This is a genomic window from Streptomyces sp. RB17, from assembly GCF_009604455.1.
Taxonomy (GTDB): domain Bacteria; phylum Actinomycetota; class Actinomycetes; order Streptomycetales; family Streptomycetaceae; genus Streptomyces.
The window spans coordinates 1,191,558-1,214,270 of the sequence record NZ_WEGL01000001.1 but is presented as its reverse complement, the minus strand read 5'-3'; the positions used below and the strand labels follow the sequence as shown (position 1 = coordinate 1,214,270).

At 72.3% G+C, this 22,713-nt stretch carries 17 protein-coding genes and 1 pseudogene; 7 read left to right on the top strand and 11 right to left on the bottom strand.

What is annotated here, in order from left to right:
* Nucleotides 1–75: 75 nt before the first annotated feature.
* From SRB17_RS05575 to SRB17_RS05565, 3 genes are all read right to left on the bottom strand, one after another.
* On the bottom strand, nucleotides 76–1,539 hold the full coding sequence (locus SRB17_RS05575; protein ID WP_153535015.1) for a glutamate synthase subunit beta: 1,464 nt from the start codon (nucleotides 1,537–1,539) through the stop codon (nucleotides 76–78).
* Nucleotides 1,532–6,130: a glutamate synthase large subunit gene (gene gltB, locus SRB17_RS05570; RefSeq protein WP_194293905.1), complete on the bottom strand. Its 4,599-nt coding sequence runs from the start codon at nucleotides 6,128–6,130 to the stop codon at nucleotides 1,532–1,534. Before gltB ends, SRB17_RS05575 begins: the two co-directional genes overlap by 8 nt.
* Nucleotides 6,131–6,605: 475 nt before the next feature.
* Nucleotides 6,606–7,337, bottom strand: coding sequence for a VIT1/CCC1 transporter family protein (locus SRB17_RS05565; RefSeq protein ID WP_153535011.1), 732 nt, complete (start codon nucleotides 7,335–7,337; stop codon nucleotides 6,606–6,608).
* Between the two features lie 256 nt (nucleotides 7,338–7,593).
* On the opposite strand from SRB17_RS05565, the pseudogene SRB17_RS05560 reads away from it, so the two are divergent.
* The 7 genes and pseudogenes from SRB17_RS05560 to SRB17_RS05530 all read left to right on the top strand — a co-directional run.
* A pseudogene (locus tag SRB17_RS05560) lies at nucleotides 7,594–8,604 on the top strand (ADP-ribosylglycohydrolase family protein); the annotation flags it as partial.
* 1,148 nt (nucleotides 8,605–9,752) lie between these two features.
* On the top strand, nucleotides 9,753–10,871 hold the full coding sequence (locus SRB17_RS05555; protein WP_153535009.1) for an ADP-ribosylglycohydrolase family protein: 1,119 nt from the start codon (nucleotides 9,753–9,755) through the stop codon (nucleotides 10,869–10,871).
* 8 nt (nucleotides 10,872–10,879) lie between these two features.
* Entirely contained in the window at nucleotides 10,880–12,082 is a 1,203-nt protein-coding gene (locus SRB17_RS05550; protein WP_153535007.1) for an ADP-ribosylglycohydrolase family protein, read from the top strand.
* Nucleotides 12,070–13,452: an ADP-ribosylglycohydrolase family protein gene (locus SRB17_RS05545; RefSeq protein ID WP_153535005.1), complete on the top strand. Its 1,383-nt coding sequence runs from the start codon at nucleotides 12,070–12,072 to the stop codon at nucleotides 13,450–13,452. The genes SRB17_RS05550 and SRB17_RS05545 overlap by 13 nt, the downstream gene beginning before the upstream one ends.
* The gene (gene rbsK, locus SRB17_RS05540; protein WP_153535003.1) at nucleotides 13,449–14,342 is read left to right on the top strand and encodes a ribokinase; all 894 of its coding nucleotides are present in this window, start codon (nucleotides 13,449–13,451) and stop codon (nucleotides 14,340–14,342) included. Before SRB17_RS05545 ends, rbsK begins: the two co-directional genes overlap by 4 nt.
* A gap of 36 nt (nucleotides 14,343–14,378) precedes the next feature.
* Nucleotides 14,379–15,578 carry a CaiB/BaiF CoA transferase family protein gene (locus SRB17_RS05535; protein WP_153535001.1) on the top strand — a complete coding sequence of 400 codons (1,200 nt, stop codon included), beginning with the start codon at nucleotides 14,379–14,381 and terminating at the stop codon, nucleotides 15,576–15,578.
* Complete coding sequence (locus tag SRB17_RS05530; RefSeq protein ID WP_323375032.1) at nucleotides 15,575–16,387, top strand: CoA ester lyase; 813 nt, start codon at nucleotides 15,575–15,577, stop codon at nucleotides 16,385–16,387. The genes SRB17_RS05535 and SRB17_RS05530 overlap by 4 nt, the downstream gene beginning before the upstream one ends.
* Before the next feature lie 98 nt (nucleotides 16,388–16,485).
* Here SRB17_RS05530 and lgt read toward each other — a convergent pair whose 3' ends face one another.
* The 8 genes from lgt to SRB17_RS05490 form a co-directional block, all read right to left on the bottom strand.
* Nucleotides 16,486–17,475 carry a prolipoprotein diacylglyceryl transferase gene (gene lgt / locus SRB17_RS05525; protein ID WP_153534999.1) on the bottom strand — a complete coding sequence of 330 codons (990 nt, stop codon included), beginning with the start codon at nucleotides 17,473–17,475 and terminating at the stop codon, nucleotides 16,486–16,488.
* A gap of 101 nt (nucleotides 17,476–17,576) precedes the next feature.
* The gene (locus SRB17_RS05520) at nucleotides 17,577–18,353 is read right to left on the bottom strand and encodes a DsbA family protein (RefSeq protein ID WP_323375031.1); all 777 of its coding nucleotides are present in this window, start codon (nucleotides 18,351–18,353) and stop codon (nucleotides 17,577–17,579) included.
* A 111-nt stretch (nucleotides 18,354–18,464) separates the two neighbouring features.
* A complete protein-coding gene (gene trpA / locus SRB17_RS05515) occupies nucleotides 18,465–19,283 on the bottom strand; it encodes a tryptophan synthase subunit alpha (protein WP_323375030.1) in 819 nt (272 codons plus the stop codon).
* Entirely contained in the window at nucleotides 19,280–20,563 is a 1,284-nt protein-coding gene (gene trpB, locus SRB17_RS05510; protein ID WP_153534997.1) for a tryptophan synthase subunit beta, read from the bottom strand. Before trpB ends, trpA begins: the two co-directional genes overlap by 4 nt.
* A gap of 70 nt (nucleotides 20,564–20,633) precedes the next feature.
* Entirely contained in the window at nucleotides 20,634–20,840 is a 207-nt protein-coding gene (trpM, locus tag SRB17_RS05505; RefSeq protein WP_153534995.1) for a tryptophan biosynthesis modulator TrpM, read from the bottom strand.
* A 21-nt stretch (nucleotides 20,841–20,861) separates the two neighbouring features.
* Nucleotides 20,862–21,671, bottom strand: coding sequence for an indole-3-glycerol phosphate synthase TrpC (gene trpC / locus SRB17_RS05500; protein ID WP_323375029.1), 810 nt, complete (start codon nucleotides 21,669–21,671; stop codon nucleotides 20,862–20,864).
* A gap of 135 nt (nucleotides 21,672–21,806) precedes the next feature.
* Nucleotides 21,807–22,247, bottom strand: coding sequence for a DUF2752 domain-containing protein (locus tag SRB17_RS05495; protein ID WP_153535854.1), 441 nt, complete (start codon nucleotides 22,245–22,247; stop codon nucleotides 21,807–21,809).
* 145 nt (nucleotides 22,248–22,392) lie between these two features.
* A complete protein-coding gene (locus SRB17_RS05490) occupies nucleotides 22,393–22,653 on the bottom strand; it encodes an HGxxPAAW family protein (protein ID WP_153534993.1) in 261 nt (86 codons plus the stop codon).
* Between the last annotated feature and the right edge of the window lie 60 nt (nucleotides 22,654–22,713).

Sequence of the window (22,713 nt, the reverse complement as noted above, 5' to 3'; positions counted from 1 at the left end):
GGCGTCCGGTCGGGGACAGGGCAGGCGTCGTCAGTGTTCCGTACGCCGTTGTACGGGACGTCTATCGGGGTGCCGTCAGACCGCCAGGGCGCGGTCGGTCGGGCGGATCGGGGCCGGCAGGTCGCTGGCACCGGTCAGGAACCGGTCGACACCGCGGGCGGCCGAGCGGCCCTCCGCGATCGCCCACACGATGAGGGACTGGCCGCGGCCGGCGTCACCGGCGACGAACACACCCGGCACGTTGGTCTGGAAGTCGGCGTCGCGGGCGATGTTACCGCGTTCGTCGAGGTCCAGGCCGAACTGCTCGACCAGGCCGTTCTCCCGGTCGGTGCCGGTGAAGCCCATGGCCAGCGTCACCAGCTGGGCCGGGATCTTGCGCTCGGTGCCCGGCTTGGAGGTCAGCTTGCCGTCCACGAACTCCACCTCGGTGAGGTGCAGCCACTGCACGTTGCCGTCCTCGTCGCCCTCGAAGTGGGTGGTGGAGGCGGAGTAGATCCGCTCGCCGCCCTCCTCGTGGGCCGAGGTGACCTTGTACAGGATCGGGAAGGTCGGCCAGGGCTGGTTGGTCGGGTGCCGCTCGTCGTTCGGGCGGGGCATGATCTCCAGCTGGGTGACGGAGGCCGCGCCCTGGCGGTGGGCGGTGCCCACGCAGTCCGCGCCGGTGTCACCGCCGCCGATGACGACGACGTGCTTGCCCTCGGCCGAGATCGGCGTGGTGACGTAGTCGCCCTCCTGCACCTTGTTGGCCAGGGGCAGGTACTCCATCGCCTGGTGGATGCCCTTGAGCTCGCGTCCGGGAACGGGCAGGTCACGGGCCATGGTCGCGCCGGCGGCGATGACGATCGCGTCGTACCGCTTCTTCAGGTCGCGGGCGTTGATGTCGCGGCCGATCTCGACGCCGGTGCGGAAGCGGGTGCCCTCCGCGCGCATCTGCTCGATGCGGCGGTTGATGTGCCGCTTCTCCATCTTGAACTCGGGGATGCCGTACCGGAGGAGGCCTCCGACGCGGTCCGCGCGCTCGTAGACGGCGACCGTGTGGCCGGCGCGGGTCAGCTGCTGGGCGGCGGCGAGACCCGACGGCCCCGAGCCGATGACCGCGACCGTCTTGCCGGACAGGCGCTCGGGGATCTGCGGGGCGACGTCCCCGGTCTCCCACGCCTTGTCGATGATCGAGACCTCGACGTTCTTGATGGTGACCGGCGGCTGGTTGATGCCGAGCACGCACGCCGACTCGCAGGGGGCCGGGCAGAGGCGACCGGTGAACTCCGGGAAGTTGTTGGTCGCGTGCAGGCGCTCCTGGGCGGCGGCCCAGTCCTCGCGGTAGGCGTAGTCGTTCCACTCGGGGATCAGGTTCCCCAGCGGGCAGCCGTTGTGGCAGAACGGGATGCCGCAGTCCATGCACCGGCTGGCCTGCTTGCTGATGATCGGCAGCAGGGAGCCGGGGACGTAGACCTCGTTCCAGTCCTTGACGCGCTCACCGACGGGACGGGTCTTGGCGACCTCGCGGCCGTGGTTCAGGAAGCCCTTCGGGTCAGCCATTGATCGCCGCCTCCATCATCTTCTCGGTGATCTCGGTCTCGGACAGACCGGCTCGCTCGGCGGCGTCCTTGGCGGCGAGCACTGCCTTGTACGTGCTGGGGATGATCTTGCTGAACCGCTCCACGGCCGCTTCCCAGTCGGCGAGCAGCTTCTCGGCGACCGTCGAGCCGGTCTCCTCGGCGTGGCGGCGCACCACGTCGTGCAGCCACTGCTTGTCGCTGTCGTCCAGCGCCTGGACCGACTCGACGTTGCCGGCGTTGACGTTGTCGCGGTCGAGGTCGATGACGTACGCGATGCCGCCGGACATGCCGGCCGCGAAGTTGCGGCCGGTCGGGCCGAGGACGACCGCGTGACCACCGGTCATGTACTCGCAGCCGTGGTCGCCCACGCCCTCGGAGACGACCAGCGCGCCGGAGTTGCGGACGCAGAACCGCTCACCGGTACGGCCGCGCAGGAACAGCTCGCCGCCGGTGGCGCCGTAGCCGATGGTGTTGCCCGCGATGGTCGAGAACTCGGCGAGGTGGTCGGCCGCGCGGTCCGGGCGGACGACGATACGGCCGCCGGACAGGCCCTTGCCGACGTAGTCGTTGGCGTCGCCCTCCAGGCGCAGCGTGACGCCGCGCGGCAGGAACGCGCCGAAGGACTGGCCGGCCGAACCGGTGAAGGTGATGTCGATGGTGTCGTCGGGCAGGCCCGCACCGCCGAACTTCTTCGTCACCTCGTGGCCGAGCATGGTGCCGACCGTGCGGTTGATGTTGCGGATGGCGACCTGGGCGCGCACCGGCTGGGCCTCGGTCGCGTCGTTCGCGGCCAGGGCGTCGGCGGCGAGCTTGATCAGCTCGTTGTCCAGCGCCTTCTCCAGGCCGTGGTCCTGCTCGATCAGCCGGTGGCGGACGGCGCCCTCGGGCAGGTCCGGCACGTGGAACAGCGGGGCCAGGTCCAGGCCCTGTGCCTTCCAGTGGTCGACCGCGCGCTCGACGTCCAGCACCTCGGCGTGGCCGACGGCCTCCTCGATGGAGCGGAAGCCCAGCTCGGCCAGCAGCTCGCGGACCTCCTCGGCGATGAACTGGAAGAAGTTCACCACGTACTCGGCCTTGCCGGCGAAGCGCTCACGCAGGACCGGGTTCTGGGTGGCGATGCCGACCGGGCAGGTGTCCAGGTGGCAGACGCGCATCATCACACAGCCGGAGACGACGAGCGGCGCGGTCGCGAAACCGAACTCCTCGGCGCCGAGCAGCGCGGCGATGACCACGTCACGGCCGGTCTTCAGCTGACCGTCGGTCTGGACGACGATGCGGTCGCGCAGGCCGTTGAGCAGCAGGGTCTGCTGGGTCTCGGCCAGGCCCAGCTCCCAGGGGCCGCCCGCGTGCTTGAGCGACGTCAGCGGGGAGGCACCCGTACCGCCGTCGTGACCGGAGATCAGGACCACGTCCGCGTGCGCCTTGGAGACACCCGCGGCGACCGTGCCGACGCCGACCTCGGAGACCAGCTTGACGTGGATCCGCGCCTGCGGGTTCGCGTTCTTGAGGTCGTGGATCAGCTGCGCCAGGTCCTCGATGGAGTAGATGTCGTGGTGCGGCGGCGGGGAGATGAGACCGACACCGGGGGTGCTGTGCCGGGTCTTGGCCACCCACGGGTAGACCTTGTGGCCGGGCAGCTGGCCGCCCTCCCCGGGCTTGGCGCCCTGGGCCATCTTGATCTGGATGTCGTCCGCGTTGACCAGGTACTCCGAGGTCACGCCGAAGCGGCCGGAGGCGACCTGCTTGATGGCGGACCGGCGGGCCGGGTCGTACAGGCGCTCCGGGTCCTCGCCGCCCTCACCGGTGTTGGACTTGCCGCCCAGCTGGTTCATGGCGATGGCGAGGGTCTCGTGCGCCTCCTTGGAGATGGAGCCGTACGACATGGCGCCCGTCGAGAACCGCTTGACGATCTCGCTGACCGGCTCCACCTCGTCGATGGAGATCGGGGCGCGGTCGGACGTGAAGCCGAACAGGCCGCGCAGCGTCATCAGGCGCTCGGACTGCTCGTTCACGCGGGACGTGTACTTCTTGAAGATGTCGTAGCGGCCCGAGCGGGTGGAGTGCTGCAGGCGGAAGACCGTGTCCGGGTCGAACAGGTGCGGTTCGCCCTCGCGGCGCCACTGGTACTCGCCGCCGATCTCCAGCGCGCGGTGCGCGGGAGCGATGCCGGAGGCCGGGTAGGCCTTGGCGTGGCGGGCGGCGACCTCCTCGGCGATGACGTCGATGCCGACGCCGCCGATCTTGGTGGCGGTGCCGTTGAAGTACTTCTCGACGAAGGCCTCGTCCAGGCCGACGGCCTCGAAGACCTGGGCGCCGCGGTAGGAGGCGACGGTGGAGATGCCCATCTTCGACATGACCTTCAGCACGCCCTTGCCCAGGGCGTAGATCAGGTTCTTGATGGCCTTCTCCGGCTCCAGGCCGTTCAGGAAGGTGCCGGCGCGCAGCAGGTCCTCCACCGACTCCATCGCCAGGTACGGGTTGACGGCGGCGGCGCCGAAGCCGATGAGCAGGGCGACGTGGTGGACCTCGCGGACGTCGCCGGCCTCGACCAGCAGGCCCACGTGGGTGCGCTGCTTGGTGCGGATGAGGTGGTGGTGGACGGCCGAGGTGAGCAGCAGCGACGGGATCGGCGCGTGCTCGGCGTCCGAGTGCCGGTCGGACAGGACGATCAGGCGGGCGCCGTTCTCGATCGCCGCGTCGGCCTCGGCGCAGATCTCCGCGATGCGCGCGGCGAGCGAGTCACCGCCGCCGGAGACCCGGTACAGGCCCGAGAGGGTCGCGGCCTTGAAGCCGGGCAGGTCGCCGTCGGCGTTGATGTGGATGAGCTTGGCCAGCTCGTCGTTGTCGATCACCGGGAAGGGCAGGGTGACCGAGCGGCAGGAGGCGGCCGTCGGGTCCAGCAGGTTGCCCTCCGGGCCCAGCGAGGAGCGCAGCGAGGTGACCAGCTCCTCGCGGATCGCGTCCAGCGGCGGGTTGGTGACCTGCGCGAACAGCTGGGTGAAGTAGTCGAAGAGCAGCCGCGGGCGCTCGGACAGGGCCGCGATCGGCGAGTCCGTGCCCATCGAGCCGATCGGCTCGGCGCCGGTGCGGGCCATCGGGGCGAGGATGACGCGCAGCTCCTCCTCGGTGTAGCCGAAGGTCTGCTGGCGGCGGGTGACCGAGGCGTGGGTGTGGACGATGTGCTCGCGCTCGGGCAGGTCGCCCAGCTCGATCTCGCCGGCCTCCAGCCACTCGGCGTACGGCTTCTCGCCGGCGAGGGTCGCCTTGATCTCGTCGTCCTCGATGATGCGGTGCTCGGCGGTGTCGACGAGGAACATCCTGCCGGGCTGCAGGCGGCCCTTGCGGACGACCTTGGCCGGGTCGATGTCGAGGACGCCGACCTCGGAGCCGAGGACGACCAGGCCGTCGTCGGTGACCCAGTAGCGGCCGGGACGCAGGCCGTTGCGGTCGAGCACGGCGCCGACCTGGGTGCCGTCGGTGAAGCAGACGCAGGCGGGGCCGTCCCAGGGCTCCATCATCGTGGAGTGGAAGTTGTAGAAGGCGCGGCGGGCCGGGTCCATGGAGTCGTGGTTCTCCCACGCCTCCGGGATCATCATCAGCACCGAGTGCGGCAGCGAACGGCCGCCCAGGTGCAGCAGCTCCAGCACCTCGTCGAAGGAGGCGGAGTCGGAGGCGTCCGGCGTACAGACCGGGAAGATCCGGTCCAGCTTCTCCTCGGGGCCGAACAGGTCGGACACCAACTGCGACTCGCGGGCGCGCATCCAGTTGCGGTTGCCCTTGACGGTGTTGATCTCACCGTTGTGCGCGACGAAGCGGTAGGGGTGCGCGAGCGGCCACGACGGGAAGGTGTTCGTGGAGAAGCGCGAGTGCACCAGCGCGATGGCGGACGCGAAGCGGCGGTCGGACAGGTCCGGGAAGAAGGGCTCCAGCTGGCCGGTGGTCAGCATGCCCTTGTACACGATCGTGCGCGCGGAGAGCGACGGGAAGTAGACACCGGCCTCGCGCTCGGCACGCTTGCGCAGCACGAACGCCTTGCGGTCCAGCGCGATGCCCTCGCTGGCGCCGCCGTCGGCGACGAAGATCTGCCGGAACACCGGCATGGTGGAGCGGGCGGTGGCGCCGAGCAGCTCGGGCGCGACCGGGACCTCGCGCCAGCCGAGGACGGTGAGGCTCTCCTCGCGGGCGATCGTCTCGATCTTCGAGACGGCCTCGGCGGTCCCGTCCTCGGGCAGGAAGGCGATACCGACGGCGTAGGAACCGGCGGCGGGCAGCTCGAATCCGGCCACCTCGCGGAAGAAGGCGTCGGGCACCTGGGAGAGGAGACCCGCGCCGTCGCCCGAGTCGGGCTCGGAGCCGGTGGCGCCGCGGTGCTCCAGGTTGCGCAGGACGGTGAGTGCCTGCTCGACCAGGGTGTGGGACGCCTCGCCGGTGAGGGTGGCGACGAAACCGACGCCACAGGCGTCGTGTTCGTTGCGGGGGTCGTACATACCCTGCGCAGCAGGGCGAGCATCCATGAACGACCAGTTCTGGCCATTCGCGGAATGCTGGGACGGCTGGCGCGGCGTACGCATCGGCTCTCCCGTCGTCGTCATGAGGCATGTGGCAAGTGCCGAGGGACGACGTTGGCCCTCTGCGTGATCTCAAAATTTCGTGCAGGTTACATGATGGGGCGGTTCCCGGGAAGCGGATAGCCCGTTCCAGCATGCGGACGCCACGGGGTCCGTGGCGTAGGTGCCGCACGGGGGCGGCGGGACCGCCCAGGGCGGCCCGGGTGCCGCGCGTGGCGGCGGGACCGCGCGTGACGGCCTGGGGTGCCGCGCGGTGACGGCGAACGTGTGAGGGGGACCGAGCGGACGAGATCGGTCGGATCGGCGTCCGGCGGCCCGATGGGGGCGGGGGGAGCGTCTTCACTCACCCCACGGGGGTGCGGCAGGCGTCATTGCCCACAGCGCTTACGGCTCATGCCCGGTGGTCACGCAGTCGAAACCAGTGAGTAACGGGCGATCGCGGCTACTTATGCGGCCCAACGCATAAGTACCGGCGGCGCTATCCTACGGCCGTTCCGAACAGGGTACCCAGGGCGTACGTCACACCGGCCGCCGCGCCGCCCAGCGCGAGCTGCCTCAGACCGCTGTACCACCAGCTCCGCGCGGTCACCTTGGCCACGACGGCACCGCAGCCGAAGAGCCCGGCGAGGGCGAGCAGCACGGAGGGCCACAGCGCGGCCGCGCCGAGCAGAAACGGCAGCACGGGCAGCAGGGCGCCGAGGGCGAAGGACCCGAAGGAGGAGACGGCGGCGACCAGCGGCGAGGGCAGGTCACCGGGGTCGATGCCCAGCTCCTCGCGGGCGTGGATCTCCAGGGCCTGCTCGGGATCCTTCGACAGCTGCCGCGCGACCTCCCGGGCCAGGGCGGGCTCCACGCCCCGCGCGACGTACAGCGCCGCGAGCTCGTCCTCCTCGTCCTGCGGGTGCTTGCGCAGCTCCCGGCGCTCGACATCGAGCTCGGCCTCGACCAGCTCCCGCTGGGAGGCGACCGAGGTGTACTCGCCGGCCGCCATGGAGAAGGCGCCCGCCGCCAGCCCGGCGAGCCCGGTGATGACAATGGTCTGGTGGCTCACGGACCCGCCGGCCACACCGGTCATCAGGGCGAGGTTGGAGACGAGGCCGTCCATCGCACCGAAGACGGCGGGGCGCAGCCAGCCGCCGTTGACGTCGCGGTGCGTGTGGTTGTCACGGTGCGCTTCATGCAGCGCGGCCTGGGTCTCGATGATGGCCATGCGGGCCCCCCGGATAGCTTAGCCAAAGCTAACTTTGGACGAGTTCTACTTTTCGACAACACCGAACCTACCCCCCTTCTGCCACTCCCGCCAGCAAGGAAAGGCTGGGCTAACCTGCACCTTTACCCGGCTTTGCTCATCCGTGCATGATCACGCTCAATTGCCAAGCGGGTGACTTCGAGACGGGGAGGCTCGCGGGCGCGCGCCCCGTGGCACACATCCGCAAAGCGCGTTCCCGCCGCGAAGGAGTCCGCCCATGGCATCGATCGCCTGCACTCCCCCGGTTCCGGCGCCCGACGACGCCGTCGGGCTCCGGGAGAGGGCCCGGGGCGCGCTGCTCGGCCTGGCCGTCGGGGACGCGCTGGGAGCGCCCGCGGAGAATCTCAAGCCGTCGGAGATCCGCGCGCGCTGGGGCCGTGTCACGGGCTACGTGGCCGAGGTTCCGTCCGGCACGGACGACACGGAGTACGCGATCTTCTCGGGCCTGCTGCTGGCCCGCCACGGCTCGGCACTCACCCCGGCGCACGTGGAGGCGGCCTGGCACGAGTGGATCGCCGACCGGGCCGAGGGTCCCTTCCGGGGCGCGGGCTTCAGCGAACGCGGCACGCTGGAGAACCTGCGCCGGGGCCTCGCCGCCCCGATCTCGGCCCAGCACCGGCACGCCTGGAGCGACGGTCTGGCCATGCGGGCGGCCCCCTTCGGCGTCTTCGCCGCCGGCCGCCCCGCCGAAGCGGCCCGGCTGGTGGCGATCGACGGCTCGGTGAGCCACGAGGGCGAGGGGATCTACGGCGGCCAGGCGGTCGCCGCGGGGGTGGCGGCGGCGATGGCGGGCGCCCCGGTTCCGGTGGTGATCGCCTCCGCGCTGGCGGTGATCCCCGAGGACTCCTGGACGGCGCGCTCCCTGCGCCGGGCGGTGGCCGTCGCCCACCGCGGCGAACGCGCGGTGCGCTCCGCGGTCGTCATCGGCGGCTATCCCTGGACCGACCTGGCCCCCGAGGCCGTCGCCCTCTCCTTCGGCGCGTACGCGGCGGCCGACGGCGACTTCAGGGAGGCGGTCCTGACGGCCGTCAACATGGGCCGCGACGCGGATACGACGGCGGCGCTGGCCGGCGCCCTGTCCGGCGCGACCCACGGCATCTCGGCGATCCCGCCCACCTGGTCCGCCGCCATCGGCCCGGCCCGCGGCCGCTGCCTGCCGTCCATGGCCGGCCACCACATCCTGGACGTGGCGGAACTGCTGGTCCCGGGGGAGGGCGGGAAGTGGGGGGTGAGGGTGGTGCTTCCTGGGGTGCTGCCGGGGGTGGTGCGGGATGGGGCACGGGGGGAGGCGGCGCAGGGGGTGCCGGGGGAAGTGACGAAGGCGCTACGGGGCGAGGTGACGGCCGCGGCGCCGGAGGGGGTGCCGGTCGAACTGCGGGACGCGGCGGCGGAGGGGGTGCCGGTCGAACTGCGGGACGCGGCGCCGGACGAAGCGAGGCAGGCGGCACCTGCGGATGTACGGAGGGCGGTGCGGGTCGAAACAACGGAGGCGGCGCCTGCGGAAGCGCGGGAGGCGTCGCCAGACAAGGTACTGGAGGCGGTGTCGGGCGAAGTGACGGAGGCAGCGCCTGCGGAAGCGCAGAGGGCGGTGCCAGTCGGGGTGCCGGAGTTGATGCCGGGCGACGCGACGAAGGCAGTGCCGGCGGAAGGGCAGGAAGCGGCACCGGGCCAAGCGACGAAGGCGGCGCCAGCCCAGGCCCGGCAGGTGGTGCCGGGCGAAGCGGCGGAGGCAGTGCCGGCGGATGCACGGAGGGCGGTGCCGGGCGAAACAACGGAGGCGGCGCCTGCGGAAGCGCGGGAGGCGTCGCCAGACAAGGTACTGGAGGCGGTGTCGGGCGAAGTGACGGAGGCAGCGCCTGCGGAAGCGCAGAGGGCGGTGCCAGTCGGGGTGCCGGAGTTGATGCCGGGCGAAACAACGGAGGCAGTGCCGACGGAAGGGCAGGAAGCGGCACCGGGCCAAGCGACGAAGGCGGCGCCAGCCCAGGCCCGGCAGGTGGTGCCGGGCGAAGCGGCGGAGGCAGTGCCGGCGGATGCACGGAGGGCGGTGCCGGGCGAAACAACGGAGGCGGCGCCTGCGGAAGCGCGGGAGGCGTCGCCAGACAAGGTACTGGAGGCGGTGTCGGGCGAAGTGACGGAGGCAGCGCCTGCGGAAGCGCAGAGGGCGGTGCCAGTCGGGGTGCCGGAGTTGATGCCGGGCGAAACAACGGAGGCAGTGCCGACGGAAGGGCAGGAAGCGGCACCGGGCCAAGCGACGAAGGCGGCGCCGGGCCAGGCGACGGGCGCGGCGCCGGTGGAGGTGGGCGGACGGGGGGTCAGGGGGCGGAGTCCCCTGGTTGAGGTGGGGAAGGCCGGGCACCCGGACAGCGAGGTGCAGTCATGACAGCGCGCCGTATCGAGGGACTCCTGCTCGGCCTGGCCGCCGGCGACGCCGCCGGTTGGCCCGCCGCCCGGCACCGAGCCGCCCGCATGCCCGAGTGGACCCGCCGCCTCACCCGCGAGCTGGACACCTTCGCCGAGCAGAACGCCACCACCACCCTCCCGGTGCCGATCGCCCTCAACCAACCCCCCGAACCGCTGCGCCTCGGCCCCTCCGACGACGCCGAGTGGGCGGCCTTCGCCGCCGAGGCGGTGCTGCGGGCCGGCGCCGACGACGCCCTCGGCGACCTCAGCCGGGAGCGCCGTACCCGCGCCGCCATCGACCTCACCTGGACCGCCGTGGCCGCGGAGGTCGCCGCCGCGGAGGACCGTGCACCCGAGGTCGAGTCCGCCGTCCTCCCCCTGCGTGCCCGCATCTCCGTCCGCGCCGGCCTCGGCAACCTCGCCGCCGGCCTGCGCCCGCCCGCCACCGGCCACGACAACCCGCACTACTTCGACGACGCCGCCTGCGTCCGCGCCTGCGTCCTCGCCGTCGCCCACCCCGGCGACCCCGAACGCGCGGCCGCCCTCGCCGAGTTCGACGCCCGCTACACCCAGGACGGCGACGGCGTGCACGGCGCCCGCGCCATGGCCGCGGCCCTCGCGCTCGCCCTCGCCGACGCCGAGACGGACGCCTGTGTGACCGCCGCGCTCGCCGAACTCCCGCCCGACACCGAGATCGGCCGCAACGCCCGCCATGCGCTCGCCCTCGCCGGCGACAGTGAGTCCGCCTTCGCCCTCGTACCGCTCCTCGAGCACCAGATCGTCGACCACGTCTACAGCTACGGCATCGCCGCCGCCGAGACCGTCCCGGTCGCCCTCGCCCTGGCCACCGCCGCCCACGGCCGGATCGCCGAGGCCGTACCCGCCGCCGCGTGCCTGTCCCGGGTCGCCGACTCCGCCCCCGCCCTCACGGGCGCCCTCACCGGAGCCCTCGGCGGCGGCGCGGCCCTCCCGCAGACCTGGCGGGACGCCTGCCGCACCCTGTCCGGCTGCGCGCTGCCCCGCCTCACCGGCACCGACCTGGTGGAACTCGCCGGACTCCTGGAAGCCGCGCAACCGGCCCGCCCAGGAGGATGATTCGGGGCATGACGCCCAAGGAGTCCAAAGGACTCAAAGAAGAAGAAAGCAACAGACCCCCCCTGCTCGGCCTCGGCGACCGGATCACCGGCGCCCTCGTCGGAGCCGCCGTCGGCGACGCCCTCGGCGGCCCGGTCGAGGGGTACTCCCCGGACCAGATCGCCGAGCGCCACGGCGGCCGCGTCCACGGCATCGTCGGCCCCTGGCACGGCGACGACTGGCGCACCGCCCGCCCCATCGCCCCCTACCACAAGGGCGACGGCCATGTCACCGACGACACCCTGATGACCCACGCGCTGATCCGGGTCTACGCCCGCGTCCGCGACCACCTCGACGCGTACGCGATCGCCGAGCACCTGGTCCCGGACCTGATGACGAACCCGCGCTGGATCCCGGAGCTGGAGGCCGAGGCCCTGCCCCTGCACCGCCTCTTCCTCGCCGAGAAGTGGCTCGTGGCCCGGCTCGCCTACGGCCACGTCGACCCCCGGGAGGCGGGCGCCGGCAACATCGTCAACTGTGGCGCGGCGATGTACATGGCCCCCGTCGGCCTGGTCAACGCGGCCAACCCGGCCGCCGCCTACGCCGAGGCGCTGGACGTCGCCGGTGCGCACCAGTCGTCGTACGGCCGTGAGGCGGCCGGTGTCCTCGCCGCGGCCGTCGCCGCCGCCACGGCACCGGGCGCGACCCCGGACGCGGTCGTCACCGCCTGCCTGTCCCTGGCGAAGGACGGCACGCGCGAGGCGATCGAGAAGGTCTGCGAAGTGGCCGTACGACACCGGGACTTCGAGTCGGCGCTACGGCCGCTGCGCGCGGCGGTGGCCCCGTACGACACCGTCGGCCCCGACTACCGCGCCCCCTCCCTGGCCGCCCGCCGCCCCTCCCGTCTCCACTCGGTCGAGGAACTGCCCATCGCGTTGGGCATGTTGCTGGTCTCCGGAGGCGACTACCGGCACGCCGTGCTCGGCGCGGTCAACTACGGCCGCGACTGCGACTCGATCGCGACGATGGCCGGCGCTCTCGCGGGCGCACTGGGCTCGCCCGTTCCGGAGGACTGGGCGAAGTCGGTGGCGGAGGCCAGCCGGCTGGACCTGTGGGAGCCGGCCCGCACGCTCACCGAGGTCGCGTGCGAGGTGTTCGAACGTGACGTGCGCCGGCGGCGCGCCCACGAGCGGGCGTTCACGGCTCTCGGAGGCACCGCATGCTCCGACTGACCTGGGTCCAGCCGGAGGACCTGCTCGGCCACGAACTCCGCCAGGCCCGCCTCGACGGGCGGGAACCGTCGGCGGTCGAGGCACGCTGGCGGGCCGCGGGCGGCCCGGACGCGCCGCCCCGGGCGGGGGCGTCCGCCCACGGTGTCTCGCGGTATCTGCGCCTGCTGGCAGAGGACCTCCTGGACGAACTGGCGGACCTCCCCAGCGGCTTGTCCCACGACGAGCCGACGAACCTCGCCCGCATCAAGGCCCTGTGCCCGGACTGGCCGGATCCGCCGGCACCGGCAAGCGAAACCCATACCAGGTCAGCACCCACTCGCGAAGCCCTCGAAGCCGCCTGGCTCGGCCGGGCCATCGGATGCCTCCTCGGCAAACCCGTCGAGAAGCTGCCCCTCGACGGCATCCGCGCCCTCGCGCAGGCCGCAGGCAACTGGCCCCTCACCACATACTTCACAGCCCGCGGCGTTCCGCAGGACCTCCTCGCCGCCCACCCTTGGAACCGCCGCTCCGCCGCCACCTCCCTCGCCGAGAACATCGACGGGATGCCGGAGGACGACGACCTCGACTACCCCCTCCTGAACCTCCTGCTCCTGCGCCGGCACGGCAAGGCCTTCAGCACCGTCGACGTCGCCCGGCTCTGGCTGGACGAGCTCCCGCCCGGCCGCACCTTCACCGCCGAACGCGTCGCCTACCGCAACCTCCTCAGCGGCATCGAACCCCCGCACACCGCCCGCCACCGCAACCCCTTCCGCGAGTGGATCGGCGCCCTGATCCGCGCCGACGTGCACGGCTGGACCAACCCCGGCGACCCGGGGGCCGCCGCCGAACAGGCGTACCGCGACGCGGTCCTCACCCACACCGCCAACGGCGTCTACGCGGCGATGTTCACGGCCGCCGTCATCGCCACCGCCGCCACCGGCGACCACGACGTCCACTCCTGCCTGCGCACCGGCCGCCGGGTGATCCCGCCCCGCTCCCGGCTCGCGCGGGCGATCGACGACGCCGTCCGTCTTGCCGAGTCCCACGAGGACTTCGACGACGTCGTGGACGCGCTCCACGCCCGCTACGTGCCCGCCCATCACTGGGTGCACGCCATCCCCAACACCGCCCTGCTCACCGCCGCCCTCACCCACGCGGACGGCGACTTCACCGGCTCCGTCTGCCGTGCGGTCTCGGGCGGCCTGGACACCGACTCCAACGGGGCGACGGCCGGCAGCGTCGCCGGGCTGCTCGCGGGCGACCCCGCCGCGCTCCCCGACCGCTGGCGGGCCCCGCTGAAGAACCGGCTCGCCACCACCGTCGCCGACCTCGACGGCACCGGCTTCGACACCCTCGCCCATCTCACCCACCTGGAGGCGACCCGACCATGACCCATATCGTCGTCCTCGGCAGCACGAACATGGACCTCGTCACCTATGTCGCGAAGGCGCCGCAGCGCGGCGAGACCGTGACGGGGCGGGAGTTCCGTACGATCCCCGGCGGCAAGGGATCCAACCAGGCGATCGCCGCGGCCCGGGCCGGCGCCACCGTCTCGATGATCGGCGCGGTCGGCAACGACGCCTTCGGTCTGCGGCTGCGCGACACCCTCGAACACTCCGGCGTGGACACCGACTTCCTGCGGACGGTCGAGGGCCCGTCCGGCACCGCGCACATCGTGGTGGACGACGAGGGCGCCAACTCCATCGTCGTCATCCCCGGCGCGAACGGCACCGTCGACCACCTCTCCCCCGGCGACGAGGGCGTGATCGCCTCCGCCGACGCCCTGCTGCTGCAGCTGGAGATCCCGCTGCGCGCGGTCGTCCTGGGCGCTCAGGCGGCGCGCCGGCACAGGGTCCGTACGGTGCTCACCCCGTCGCCCGCCCAGCCGCTGCCGCCCGAACTCCTCGACACGACCGACCTGTTGGTGTCCAACGAGTACGAGGCGATCACCCTCACCGGCCGCACCGACCCGCGCGAGGCCGCGGCCGCCCTGCTGGACCTGGTGCCGGAGGTCGTCGTCACCCTGGGCGCCACGGGCAGCCTCTATCTGGCCCGCGGCACCGACCCGCTGGTGATCCCGGCACCGCAGGTGACCGCCGTCGACTCCACTGGCGCCGGTGACACCTTCGTCGGCGCGCTCGCGGTGGCCCTCGCCGAGGAGAAGCCGGTGCGGGAGGCCCTGTCCTGGGCGGCGGCCGCAGCGTCGATCTCCGTCCAGCGGGCCGGGGCGTCGGTGTCCATGCCGTACCGCCCGGAGATCGACGCCCAGTTCACCGCGTGAAGGACGACGCATGAGTACGACGCGGAGGTACGACGCATGAGTACGACGGCTCCACCGCCGCTCTCCGGTCTGCGGGTGCTGGACCTCGCGACCCTCTTCGCCGGCCCGATGGCCGCCACCCTGCTCGGCGACTTCGGCGCCGAGGTGATCAAGGTCGAGCATCCGGAACGGCCCGACCCCTCCCGCGGGCACGGCCCGGCCAAGCACGGGGTCGGCCTGTGGTGGAAGGTGCTCGGCCGCAACAAGCGGACCATGACCCTGGACCTGTCCACGCCCGGTGGCCGTGCCGTACTGCTCCGGCTCGCCGCCACCGCCGACGTGGTGATCGAGAACTTCCGCCCGGGCACACTGGAGAAGTGGGAGCTGGGCTGGACGGAACTGGCGGCCGCCAACCCCCGGCTGGTCCTCGCCCGGGTGACGGCTTTCGGCCAGTTCGGGCCGTACGCCCGCCGGCCCGGTTTCGGCACCCTCGCCGAGGCGATGAGCGGGTTCGCCGCGATCACCGGTGAACCGGACGCGCCGCCCACGCTCCCGCCCTTCGGGCTCGCGGACTCGGTCGCGGGCCTGGCCACCGCCTACGCCGTGCTCACGGCGCTGGCCGCACGGGAGCGCACCGGCGCCGGGCAGGTCGTCGACATGGCGATCATCGAGCCGATCCTGTCGGTCCTCGGCCCCCACCTCACCTGGTACGACCAGCTCGGCCACGTCCAGGAACGCACCGGAAACCGGTCCGCGAACAACGCCCCCCGCAACACCTACCGCACCGCCGACGGGTTCTGGGTCGCCGTCTCCACCTCCGCGCAGTCGGTCGCGGAGCGGGTGATGCGCCTGGTGGGGCGCCCGGAGCTGATCGGGGAGCCGTGGTTCGCCTGCGGCGCGGACCGCGCCGCCCACGCGGACGTCCTGGACCAGGCGGTCGGCTCCTGGATCGCCGCCCGCACCCGCGCCGAGGTCCTCGCGGCCTTCGAGAAGGCGCAGGCGGCCGTGGCCCCGGTCCAGGACGTCCGGGACGTGCTCGCCGACCCCCAGTACCAGGCCCTGCGGACGGTCACCACCGTCGACGACCCCGAGCTGGGCCCGCTGCGCATGCAGAACGTCCTCTTCCGGCTCTCCGCGACGCCCGGCGCGATCCGCTGGGCCGGCCGCCCGCACGGCGCCGACACCGACGCCGTGCTCACCGAGCTGGGCCTCACCCCCGCCGAACTGCGCGCCCTGCGCGAGGCGGGCGCCCTGTGACCCCGCACCCGCTGACCTGGCTCTACGTCCCCGGCGACCGCCCGCCTGTGGTGGCCAAGGCGCTGGCCGCGGGCGCCGACGTGGTGGTGATCGACCTGGAGGACGCCGTCGCGCCGGACCGCAAGGAGTACGCCCGCGCGGCCACGGCCGAGCTCCTCACCGACCTCCCGCCGGTCCCGGTCCACGTCCGTGTCAACGCCCTGGACAGCCCTTGGTCCGCCGGCGACCTGGCCGCCCTGGCCGCACTCCCGGGCCTGGCGGGCCTGCGGCTGCCGAAGGTGACCGCCCCGGCCGAGATCAGGCAGGTCGCCGCCGCCACCCCGGTGCCGCTGTACGCCCTGCTGGAGACGGCCCTCGGCATCGAGAACGCCTACGCCATCGCCATCGCCCACCCCGCCCTGCGGGGCATCGCGATCGGCGAGACGGATCTGCGGGCCGACCTGGGGGTCCGGGCCGACGCGGGCCTCGACTGGCCACGCTCCCGGGTGATCGTCGCCGCCCGCGCGGCCGGCCTCGCCCCACCGCCCCAGTCGGTCCACCCCGACATCCGGGATCAGGACGGCCTCGCCGCCTCCTGCGCCCATGGCCGTGCCCTCGGCTTCCTGGGCCGCGCCGCCATCCATCCCCGGCAGCTCCCGGTGATCGAACGGGCCTACCGTCCGACGATGGCAGAGATCGAACACGCCGAGACGATCCTCAAGGCGGCCGCAGCGAAAGAGGGCGCCCAGGCCCTGCCCGACGGCCGCTTCATCGACGCGGCGATGGTGACGATGGCCCAGCGGACCTTGTCATTGACACTTCGGCCATGACCTCGGCGTTTCCCCGCCGCATCCCCCGGCCAGTCGCCCGCACATGCCGAGGGCGCCCAGGAAGAACCCGGGCGCCCTCGGCGTCGTACCACCAGCCGTCAGCTCTTCTTCGTCGCCGACCCGGCCTCGTCCTTCGCCTCCACGGCCTCGGCAGTCTCCACTGCCTCCGCAGTCTCCTCTGCCTCCGCAGACTCCACGGCCCCCGCAGTCTCCGGATCGGTCTTGTCCTCGACCCCGTCGGCACCTTCCGCAGCGTCGGCCGAACCCTCGGAGACACCCGGCTCGACCACGGCTTCCCTGCCCGGACGCTTCTTCGACGACACCACCATGTACGCCACCGCCAGCAGGAACACGATCAGCGCGGTCCAGTCGTTCAGCCGCAGGCCCAGGATGTGGTGCGCGTCGTCCACGCGCATGTACTCGATCCAGCCGCGGCCCACACAGTAGGACGCGACGTAGAGGGCGAACGCGCGGCCATGGCCGAGCTTGAAGCGGCGGTCGGCCCAGATGACCAGCAGGCCGACGCCGATGCACCACAGGGACTCGTACAGGAAGGTCGGGTGGTAGTAGCCCGGCACCCGGCCGCCCTCGGAGGAGGTGATGTGCAGCGCCCAGGGAACATGCGTCTCACGGCCGTACAGCTCCTGGTTGAACCAGTTGCCCCAGCGGCCGATGGCCTGCGCGAACGCGATGCCGGGCGCGACGGCGTCGGCGTACGCAGGCATCGGGACGCCGCGGCGGCGCGCGCCGATCCACGCGCCGAGCGCGCCGAGCGCGATCGCGCCCCAGATGCCCAGGCCGCCCTGCCACACCTTGAAGGCGTCCACCCAGTCACGGCCCGGGCTGAAGTACAGCTCGTAGTCCGTGATCACGTGGTAGAGCCGGCCGCCGACCAGACCGAACGGCACGGCCCAGACCGCGATGTCGGCGACCGTGCCGGCCCGACCGCCGCGGGCGATCCAGCGCTTGTTGCCGAGCCAGACGGCGACGAAGACGCCGATGATGATGCAGAAGGCGTAGCCGCGCAGCGGGATGGGGCCGAGATACAGCACCCCGCGCGACGGGCTGGGAATGTAGGCAAGTTCCATGGCAAGTCCGACGCTACCGTGCCGGGCCGTGGTGACGGCAAGCTGCCCGGCTACGGGTCCATAACGGGGGCGTGAGAAACGCGGCGGCGGAAGGAAGATCCTTACCCGTGGTCGGCCGCCTCCACCATCTGCTTGAGCTTGGCCGGGGTCATGGTCTGGTCCTGGTAGATGTTCTTGCCGCCCAACAGGACCGTGGGAGTGGCGTTGAAGCCGCTGGTCTGGAAGGCCTTGTGGGCCTTGTTCACCCAGCTGTCGTGGGTGCCGTCCTTGACGCACTTCCGGAAGGCGGGGGTGTCCAGGCCGCCGACCTTGCCGGCCAGGTCGATCAGCTTGGCGTTGTCGGCGTACGCGTCGTCGGTCTCCTTGGGCTGGTTCGCGTACAGCACGTCGTGGTAGTCGCGGAACTTTCCGGCGTCCTGGGCGCAGGCGGCGGCGTTGGCACCGCGCAGGGAGCCGGTGCCGCCCAGGTTGCCGTCGATCAATCGGACCAGGTGGTACTCGATTCTGAGCTTGCCGGAGTCGACCAGTTCGTGGAGCGTCGGGCGGTAGGCCACCTCGAAGGCCTGGCAGGCCGGGCAGCGGACGTCCTCCCAGACGGTGAGCGTCGACCTGGCGCCGTCCTTGCCGACCGGGATGGCGAGGCTGTCCTTGCCCTGCGCGCCCGAGGGCACCACGACCGGGCCCGCCTTCTCGCTGCTCTTGTTCTTGCCGGCGTTCGCGGCGAGCACGCCGATCACCGCCGCGAGGCCCAGCACGCAGACGATGCTCGCGCCCACGATCAGGGTGCGCCGCCGCCTCTCCGCGTGCCTCTGCTTCTCTCGCTCGACCGCCAGCCGCTCCCGGGCGGTGCGCTTTCCGTCACGGTTCTTCTCGCTCACACCCCCAGAACGAACCGGGGAGGCGCAGCGCGCCTCCCCGGTCACAGGTCCACTCGTTCGAGTGACCGAATGTTCTGACGGGAGTGTTCTGATAGGGAAACCGACCTGCGGTCACACCTGTCCGCGCACGCCCTTCGCCAGCTCCCCGGCCAGCTCGCGGACCGCCTCGACGCCGGTCGCGCGGTCGGGTGCGTCCAGCATCCGCTTCACGAAGGCCGAGCCGACGATGACGCCGTCGGCGAAGCCGGCGACCTCGGCGGCCTGGGCGCCGTTGGAGACGCCGAGTCCGACGCAGACGGGCAGCGCGCTGCCGGTGGCGCGGGTGCGCTCGACCAGGTTCTGGGCCTGCGCCCCGACGGATTCGCGGGTGCCGGTGACGCCCATCAGCGAGGCCGCGTAGACGAAGCCGCTGCCCGCCGCGGTGATCTGGGCGAGCCGCTCGTCCTTGCTGCTCGGCGCGACGACGAAGACGGTCGCGAGGCCGTGCTTCTCGGCGTGCTCCCGCCACAGCGCCGACTCCTGGACGGGCAGGTCGGGCAGGATGCAGCCCGCGCCGCCCGCCTCGGCCAGCTCGGCGGTGAACCGCTCGACGCCGTAGCGGTCGATGGGGTTCCAGTACGTCATGACGAGCACGGGCTTGCCGGTCGCCGCGTACGCCTCACGGACCGTACGCATCACATCGGCGATCTTGACCCCACCGCGCAACGCGATGTCGTCGGCGGTCTGGATGACCGGACCGTCGAGGACGGGGTCGCTGTGCGGCAGACCGACCTCCACGACGTCGGCCCCGCCGTCGAAGACGGCCTTGATCGCCTCGATGCCGCCGTCCACGGTCGGGAACCCGGCCGGGAGGTAGGCGATGAGCGCGGACCGGCCCTCGGCCCTGGCGGCGGCGAGGGTGTCCGACAGCAGCTGGATCTTCCCGCTCACTTGGCGTCCCCCTCGATCTCGGCGGTGTCGGCTTCGTCGGCGGCCACCTCGGCGTCGGTGTCGTACAGGCCGAAGTAGCGGGCGGCGGTGTCCATGTCCTTGTCGCCGCGGCCGGACAGGTTGACCACGATCAGGCCGTCCTCGCCCAGCTCCCTGCCGACCTCCAGGGCGCCGGCGAGGGCGTGGGCGCTCTCGATGGCCGGGATGATGCCCTCGGTGCGGGACAGCAGGCGCAGGGCCTGCATGGCCGCGTCGTCGGTGATCGCGCGGTACTCACCGCGGCCGGAGTCCTTGAGGAAGGAGTGCTCGGGGCCGATGCCCGGGTAGTCAAGGCCGGCCGAGATGGAGTACGGCTCGGTGATCTGGCCCTCGTCGTCCTGCAGGACGTACGAGCGGGAACCGTGCAGGATGCCCGGCTCGCCCGCGGTCAGGGTGGCCGCGTGCTCGCCGGTCTCGATGCCGTGCCCAGCGGGCTCGCAGCCGATGAGACGGACGCCCTCGTCGGGGATGAAGGCGTGGAAGAGGCCGATGGCGTTGGAGCCGCCGCCGACGCAGGCGATCGCGGCGTCCGGGAGGCGTCCGGCGCGCTCCAGCAGCTGCCGGCGGGCCTCGACGCCGATGACCCGGTGGAAGTCGCGGACCATGGCCGGGAAGGGGTGCGGGCCGGCGACCGTACCGAACAGGTAGTGGGTGTGGTCGACGTTGGCGACCCAGTCGCGGAACGCCTCGTTGATGGCGTCCTTCAGGGTGCGGCTGCCGGACTTCACGGAGACGACCTCGGCGCCGAGCATGCGCATGCGGGCCACGTTCAGGGCCTGGCGCCTGGTGTCGACCTCGCCCATGTAGATGGTGCAGTCGAGGCCGAACAGGGCGCAGGCGGTCGCGGTCGCGACGCCGTGCTGACCGGCGCCGGTCTCCGCGATCACGCGCGTCTTGCCCATCCGCTTGGTGAGCAGCGCCTGGCCGAGGACGTTGTTGATCTTGTGGGAGCCGGTGTGGTTGAGGTCCTCGCGCTTGAGGAACACGCGCGCGCCACCCGCTTCCGCGGCAAAACGGGGGACCTCGGTGAGGGAGCTGGGGCGACCGGTGTAGTTGACCATCAGGTCGTCGAGCTCTCGGGCGAACTCGGGGTCGTGCTTGGCCTTGTCGTACTCGACGGCGACCTCGTCCACGGCGGCGACGAGGGCCTCCGGGATGAACTTGCCGCCGAACGCGCCGAAGTACCCTTCGGCGCTGGGGACTTGCCCCTGTGGGTCAGGGAAGAAGAAGTTGCTGGGCATGCCGGAACCTCACGGTGAGTGCGTGTGAAAAGACACTATTCGCCGTGGGGGCGGAGTTTGTCGTACGACCTCAGGCCATATGTGGCTGGTCGCGCAGTTCCCCGCGCCCCTGTGGGGCGCGCTGCCATCGACGTCCGTTCACCTGTCCAGGTTCGTCACCGATGACGTACCGCACGCGGCGGCCGTGGACGCGCCGCGCCGGGGCGCGGCAGCCCCTCGGGCGGCAGCCACGCGCCAGGCGGGCGTAGCGGTCCACGGTCGTCACGGTGACAGTCATCGGGGTCAGCCTACCGGGTGATCAGCTCCGGCCGTGGCGCAGTGCGGGATGTTCGCCCGCGGCGACCAGGTCGGCGACGGCGGTCTTGGGGTCGCGGCCGGTGACCAGGGACTCGCCGACCAGGACCGCGTCGGCGCCGGCGTTGGCGTAGGCGATCAGGTCGTGCGGGCCACGGACACCGGATTCGGCGACCTTGACGAGGTGGTCCGGGATCTCCGGCGCGACCCGCTCGAACGTGCCGCGGTCGACCTCAAGGGTCTTCAGGTTGCGCGCGTTGACGCCGATGACCTTGGCGCCCGCGTCCACGGCCCGCTCGACCTCGTCCTCGTCGTGCACCTCGACGAGCGGGGTGAGCCCGATCGACACCGCGCGCTCGATCAGCGACTCCAGGGCCGGCTGATCCAGGGCGGCCACGATCAGCAGCGCGAGGTCGGCGCCGTACGCCCGGGCCTCCCACAGCTGGTAGGACGTGACGATGAAGTCCTTGCGGAGCACCGGGATGTCCACGCGCGCGCGGACGGCCTCCAGGTCGGCCAGCGAGCCGCCGAAGCGGCGCTGTTCGGTGAGGACGGAGATGACGGCCGCACCGCCCGCCTCGTAGTCCGCGGCGAGCCCGGCAGGGTCGGCGATCGCGGCCAGCGCGCCCTTGGAGGGGCTGGAGCGCTTGACCTCGCAGATCACCTTGACGCCGTCGCCCTTGAGCGCGGCCACCCCGTCCTTGGCGGCGGGAGCCTTGGCCGCGCGCTCCTTGAGCTCGTCGAGGCTGACGCGTGCCTGCCGCTCCGCGAGGTCGGCACGGACTCCGTCGATGATCTCGTCGAGCACACTCACGCGAGCGGCCCCCTTTCCTGACGGTCGTTCCTTCAGGTTTTGAAAACCCGTGGTCACTGCGATGGTATCCGCAGGAGGGCGGACCCCTCGCATCCAGTCGACCCCGGTCCCACCACCTGGACGTTCACCGTGTGCTCAAGGATGCAGCCAGCCCCCCGACGGCAGGTTCCGGACGGCCGTGAACACCAGCAGCAGGGCGCCGATCGCCCACAGGTGCGCCGGCCGCGGGTCCAGCCGCAGCGGCCGGCCGCGTACGGCGCGGACCACCCATACGGTCCACAGCACCGCGAAGCCCAGGTAGGCGGCCACACCCAGCGCGTTGTCCCGCAGCGCGGCGAGCAGGTCGCCGTGGACGAAGGCGTGCGCGCTGCGCAGTCCGCCGCAGCCGGGGCAGTACAGGCCGGTGAGCCGGTACAGCGGGCAGACGGGGTAGTGCCCGGGTTCGTTCGGGTCGACGGCGCCCACGTACACGAAGGCCCCGGCGACGGCCGCGAGGACTCCCGCCGGGACGGCGAGGCGCCGCCGCAGCGGGGGGCCGATGGCGGCGGGGCCGACGGTGGCGTTCGGGGCCACCAGCGGGAACGGACGGCTCTCGGTGTTCACAGGAACATTCTCCCCGCCGAGTCGGCACCACGCGCGCGCTGGCCCGCCCGCCGGGGACGACGAGGGGCGGCCCGCACCTTCCGCAGGTGCCGGGCCGCCCCTCGGGGAAACCGTCGGTTCAGCTCTCGACGCCGGCCGGCTCACGGGTCGCGAGGGGGGCACCGGCCATCTTGAGGGGGACCTGCTTCGCACCGAGGCCCATGGCGCGCATGATGCCGCCGACCACCGCGCCGCCGAGGATGAGCACCATGCCGGCCCAGAAGCCGACCGGCTGGGCCATCACCATGAAGGCGCCCGCGACGCAGAAACCGATGAAGGAAATGATGACACCGGTCCAGGCGGCCGGGGTGTGACCGTGGCCGTGGCTGCTGCCCGCCATGTCTGTGCTCCTCATTGCTGTGTACGTGTCCCAGAAGAGCGGCGTACGTGTCGTACGGCT

Bases quoted from the DNA above. Each gene is read 5' to 3' on its own strand.
- SRB17_RS05575 (WP_153535015.1), bottom strand. From the start codon at position 1,539: ATGGCTGACCCGAAGGGCTTCCTGAACCACGGCCGCGAGGTCGCCAAG.
- gltB (WP_194293905.1), bottom strand. From the start codon at position 6,130: ATGCGTACGCCGCGCCAGCCGTCCCAGCATTCCGCGAATGGCCAGAAC.
- SRB17_RS05565 (WP_153535011.1), bottom strand. From the start codon at position 7,337: ATGGCCATCATCGAGACCCAGGCCGCGCTGCATGAAGCGCACCGTGAC.
- SRB17_RS05555 (WP_153535009.1), top strand. From the start codon at position 9,753: ATGACAGCGCGCCGTATCGAGGGACTCCTGCTCGGCCTGGCCGCCGGC.
- SRB17_RS05550 (WP_153535007.1), top strand. From the start codon at position 10,880: ATGACGCCCAAGGAGTCCAAAGGACTCAAAGAAGAAGAAAGCAACAGA.
- SRB17_RS05545 (WP_153535005.1), top strand. From the start codon at position 12,070: ATGCTCCGACTGACCTGGGTCCAGCCGGAGGACCTGCTCGGCCACGAA.
- rbsK (WP_153535003.1), top strand. From the start codon at position 13,449: ATGACCCATATCGTCGTCCTCGGCAGCACGAACATGGACCTCGTCACC.
- SRB17_RS05535 (WP_153535001.1), top strand. From the start codon at position 14,379: ATGAGTACGACGGCTCCACCGCCGCTCTCCGGTCTGCGGGTGCTGGAC.
- lgt (WP_153534999.1), bottom strand. From the start codon at position 17,475: ATGGAACTTGCCTACATTCCCAGCCCGTCGCGCGGGGTGCTGTATCTC.
- trpB (WP_153534997.1), bottom strand. From the start codon at position 20,563: ATGCCCAGCAACTTCTTCTTCCCTGACCCACAGGGGCAAGTCCCCAGC.
- trpM (WP_153534995.1), bottom strand. From the start codon at position 20,840: ATGACTGTCACCGTGACGACCGTGGACCGCTACGCCCGCCTGGCGCGT.
- SRB17_RS05490 (WP_153534993.1), bottom strand. From the start codon at position 22,653: ATGGCGGGCAGCAGCCACGGCCACGGTCACACCCCGGCCGCCTGGACC.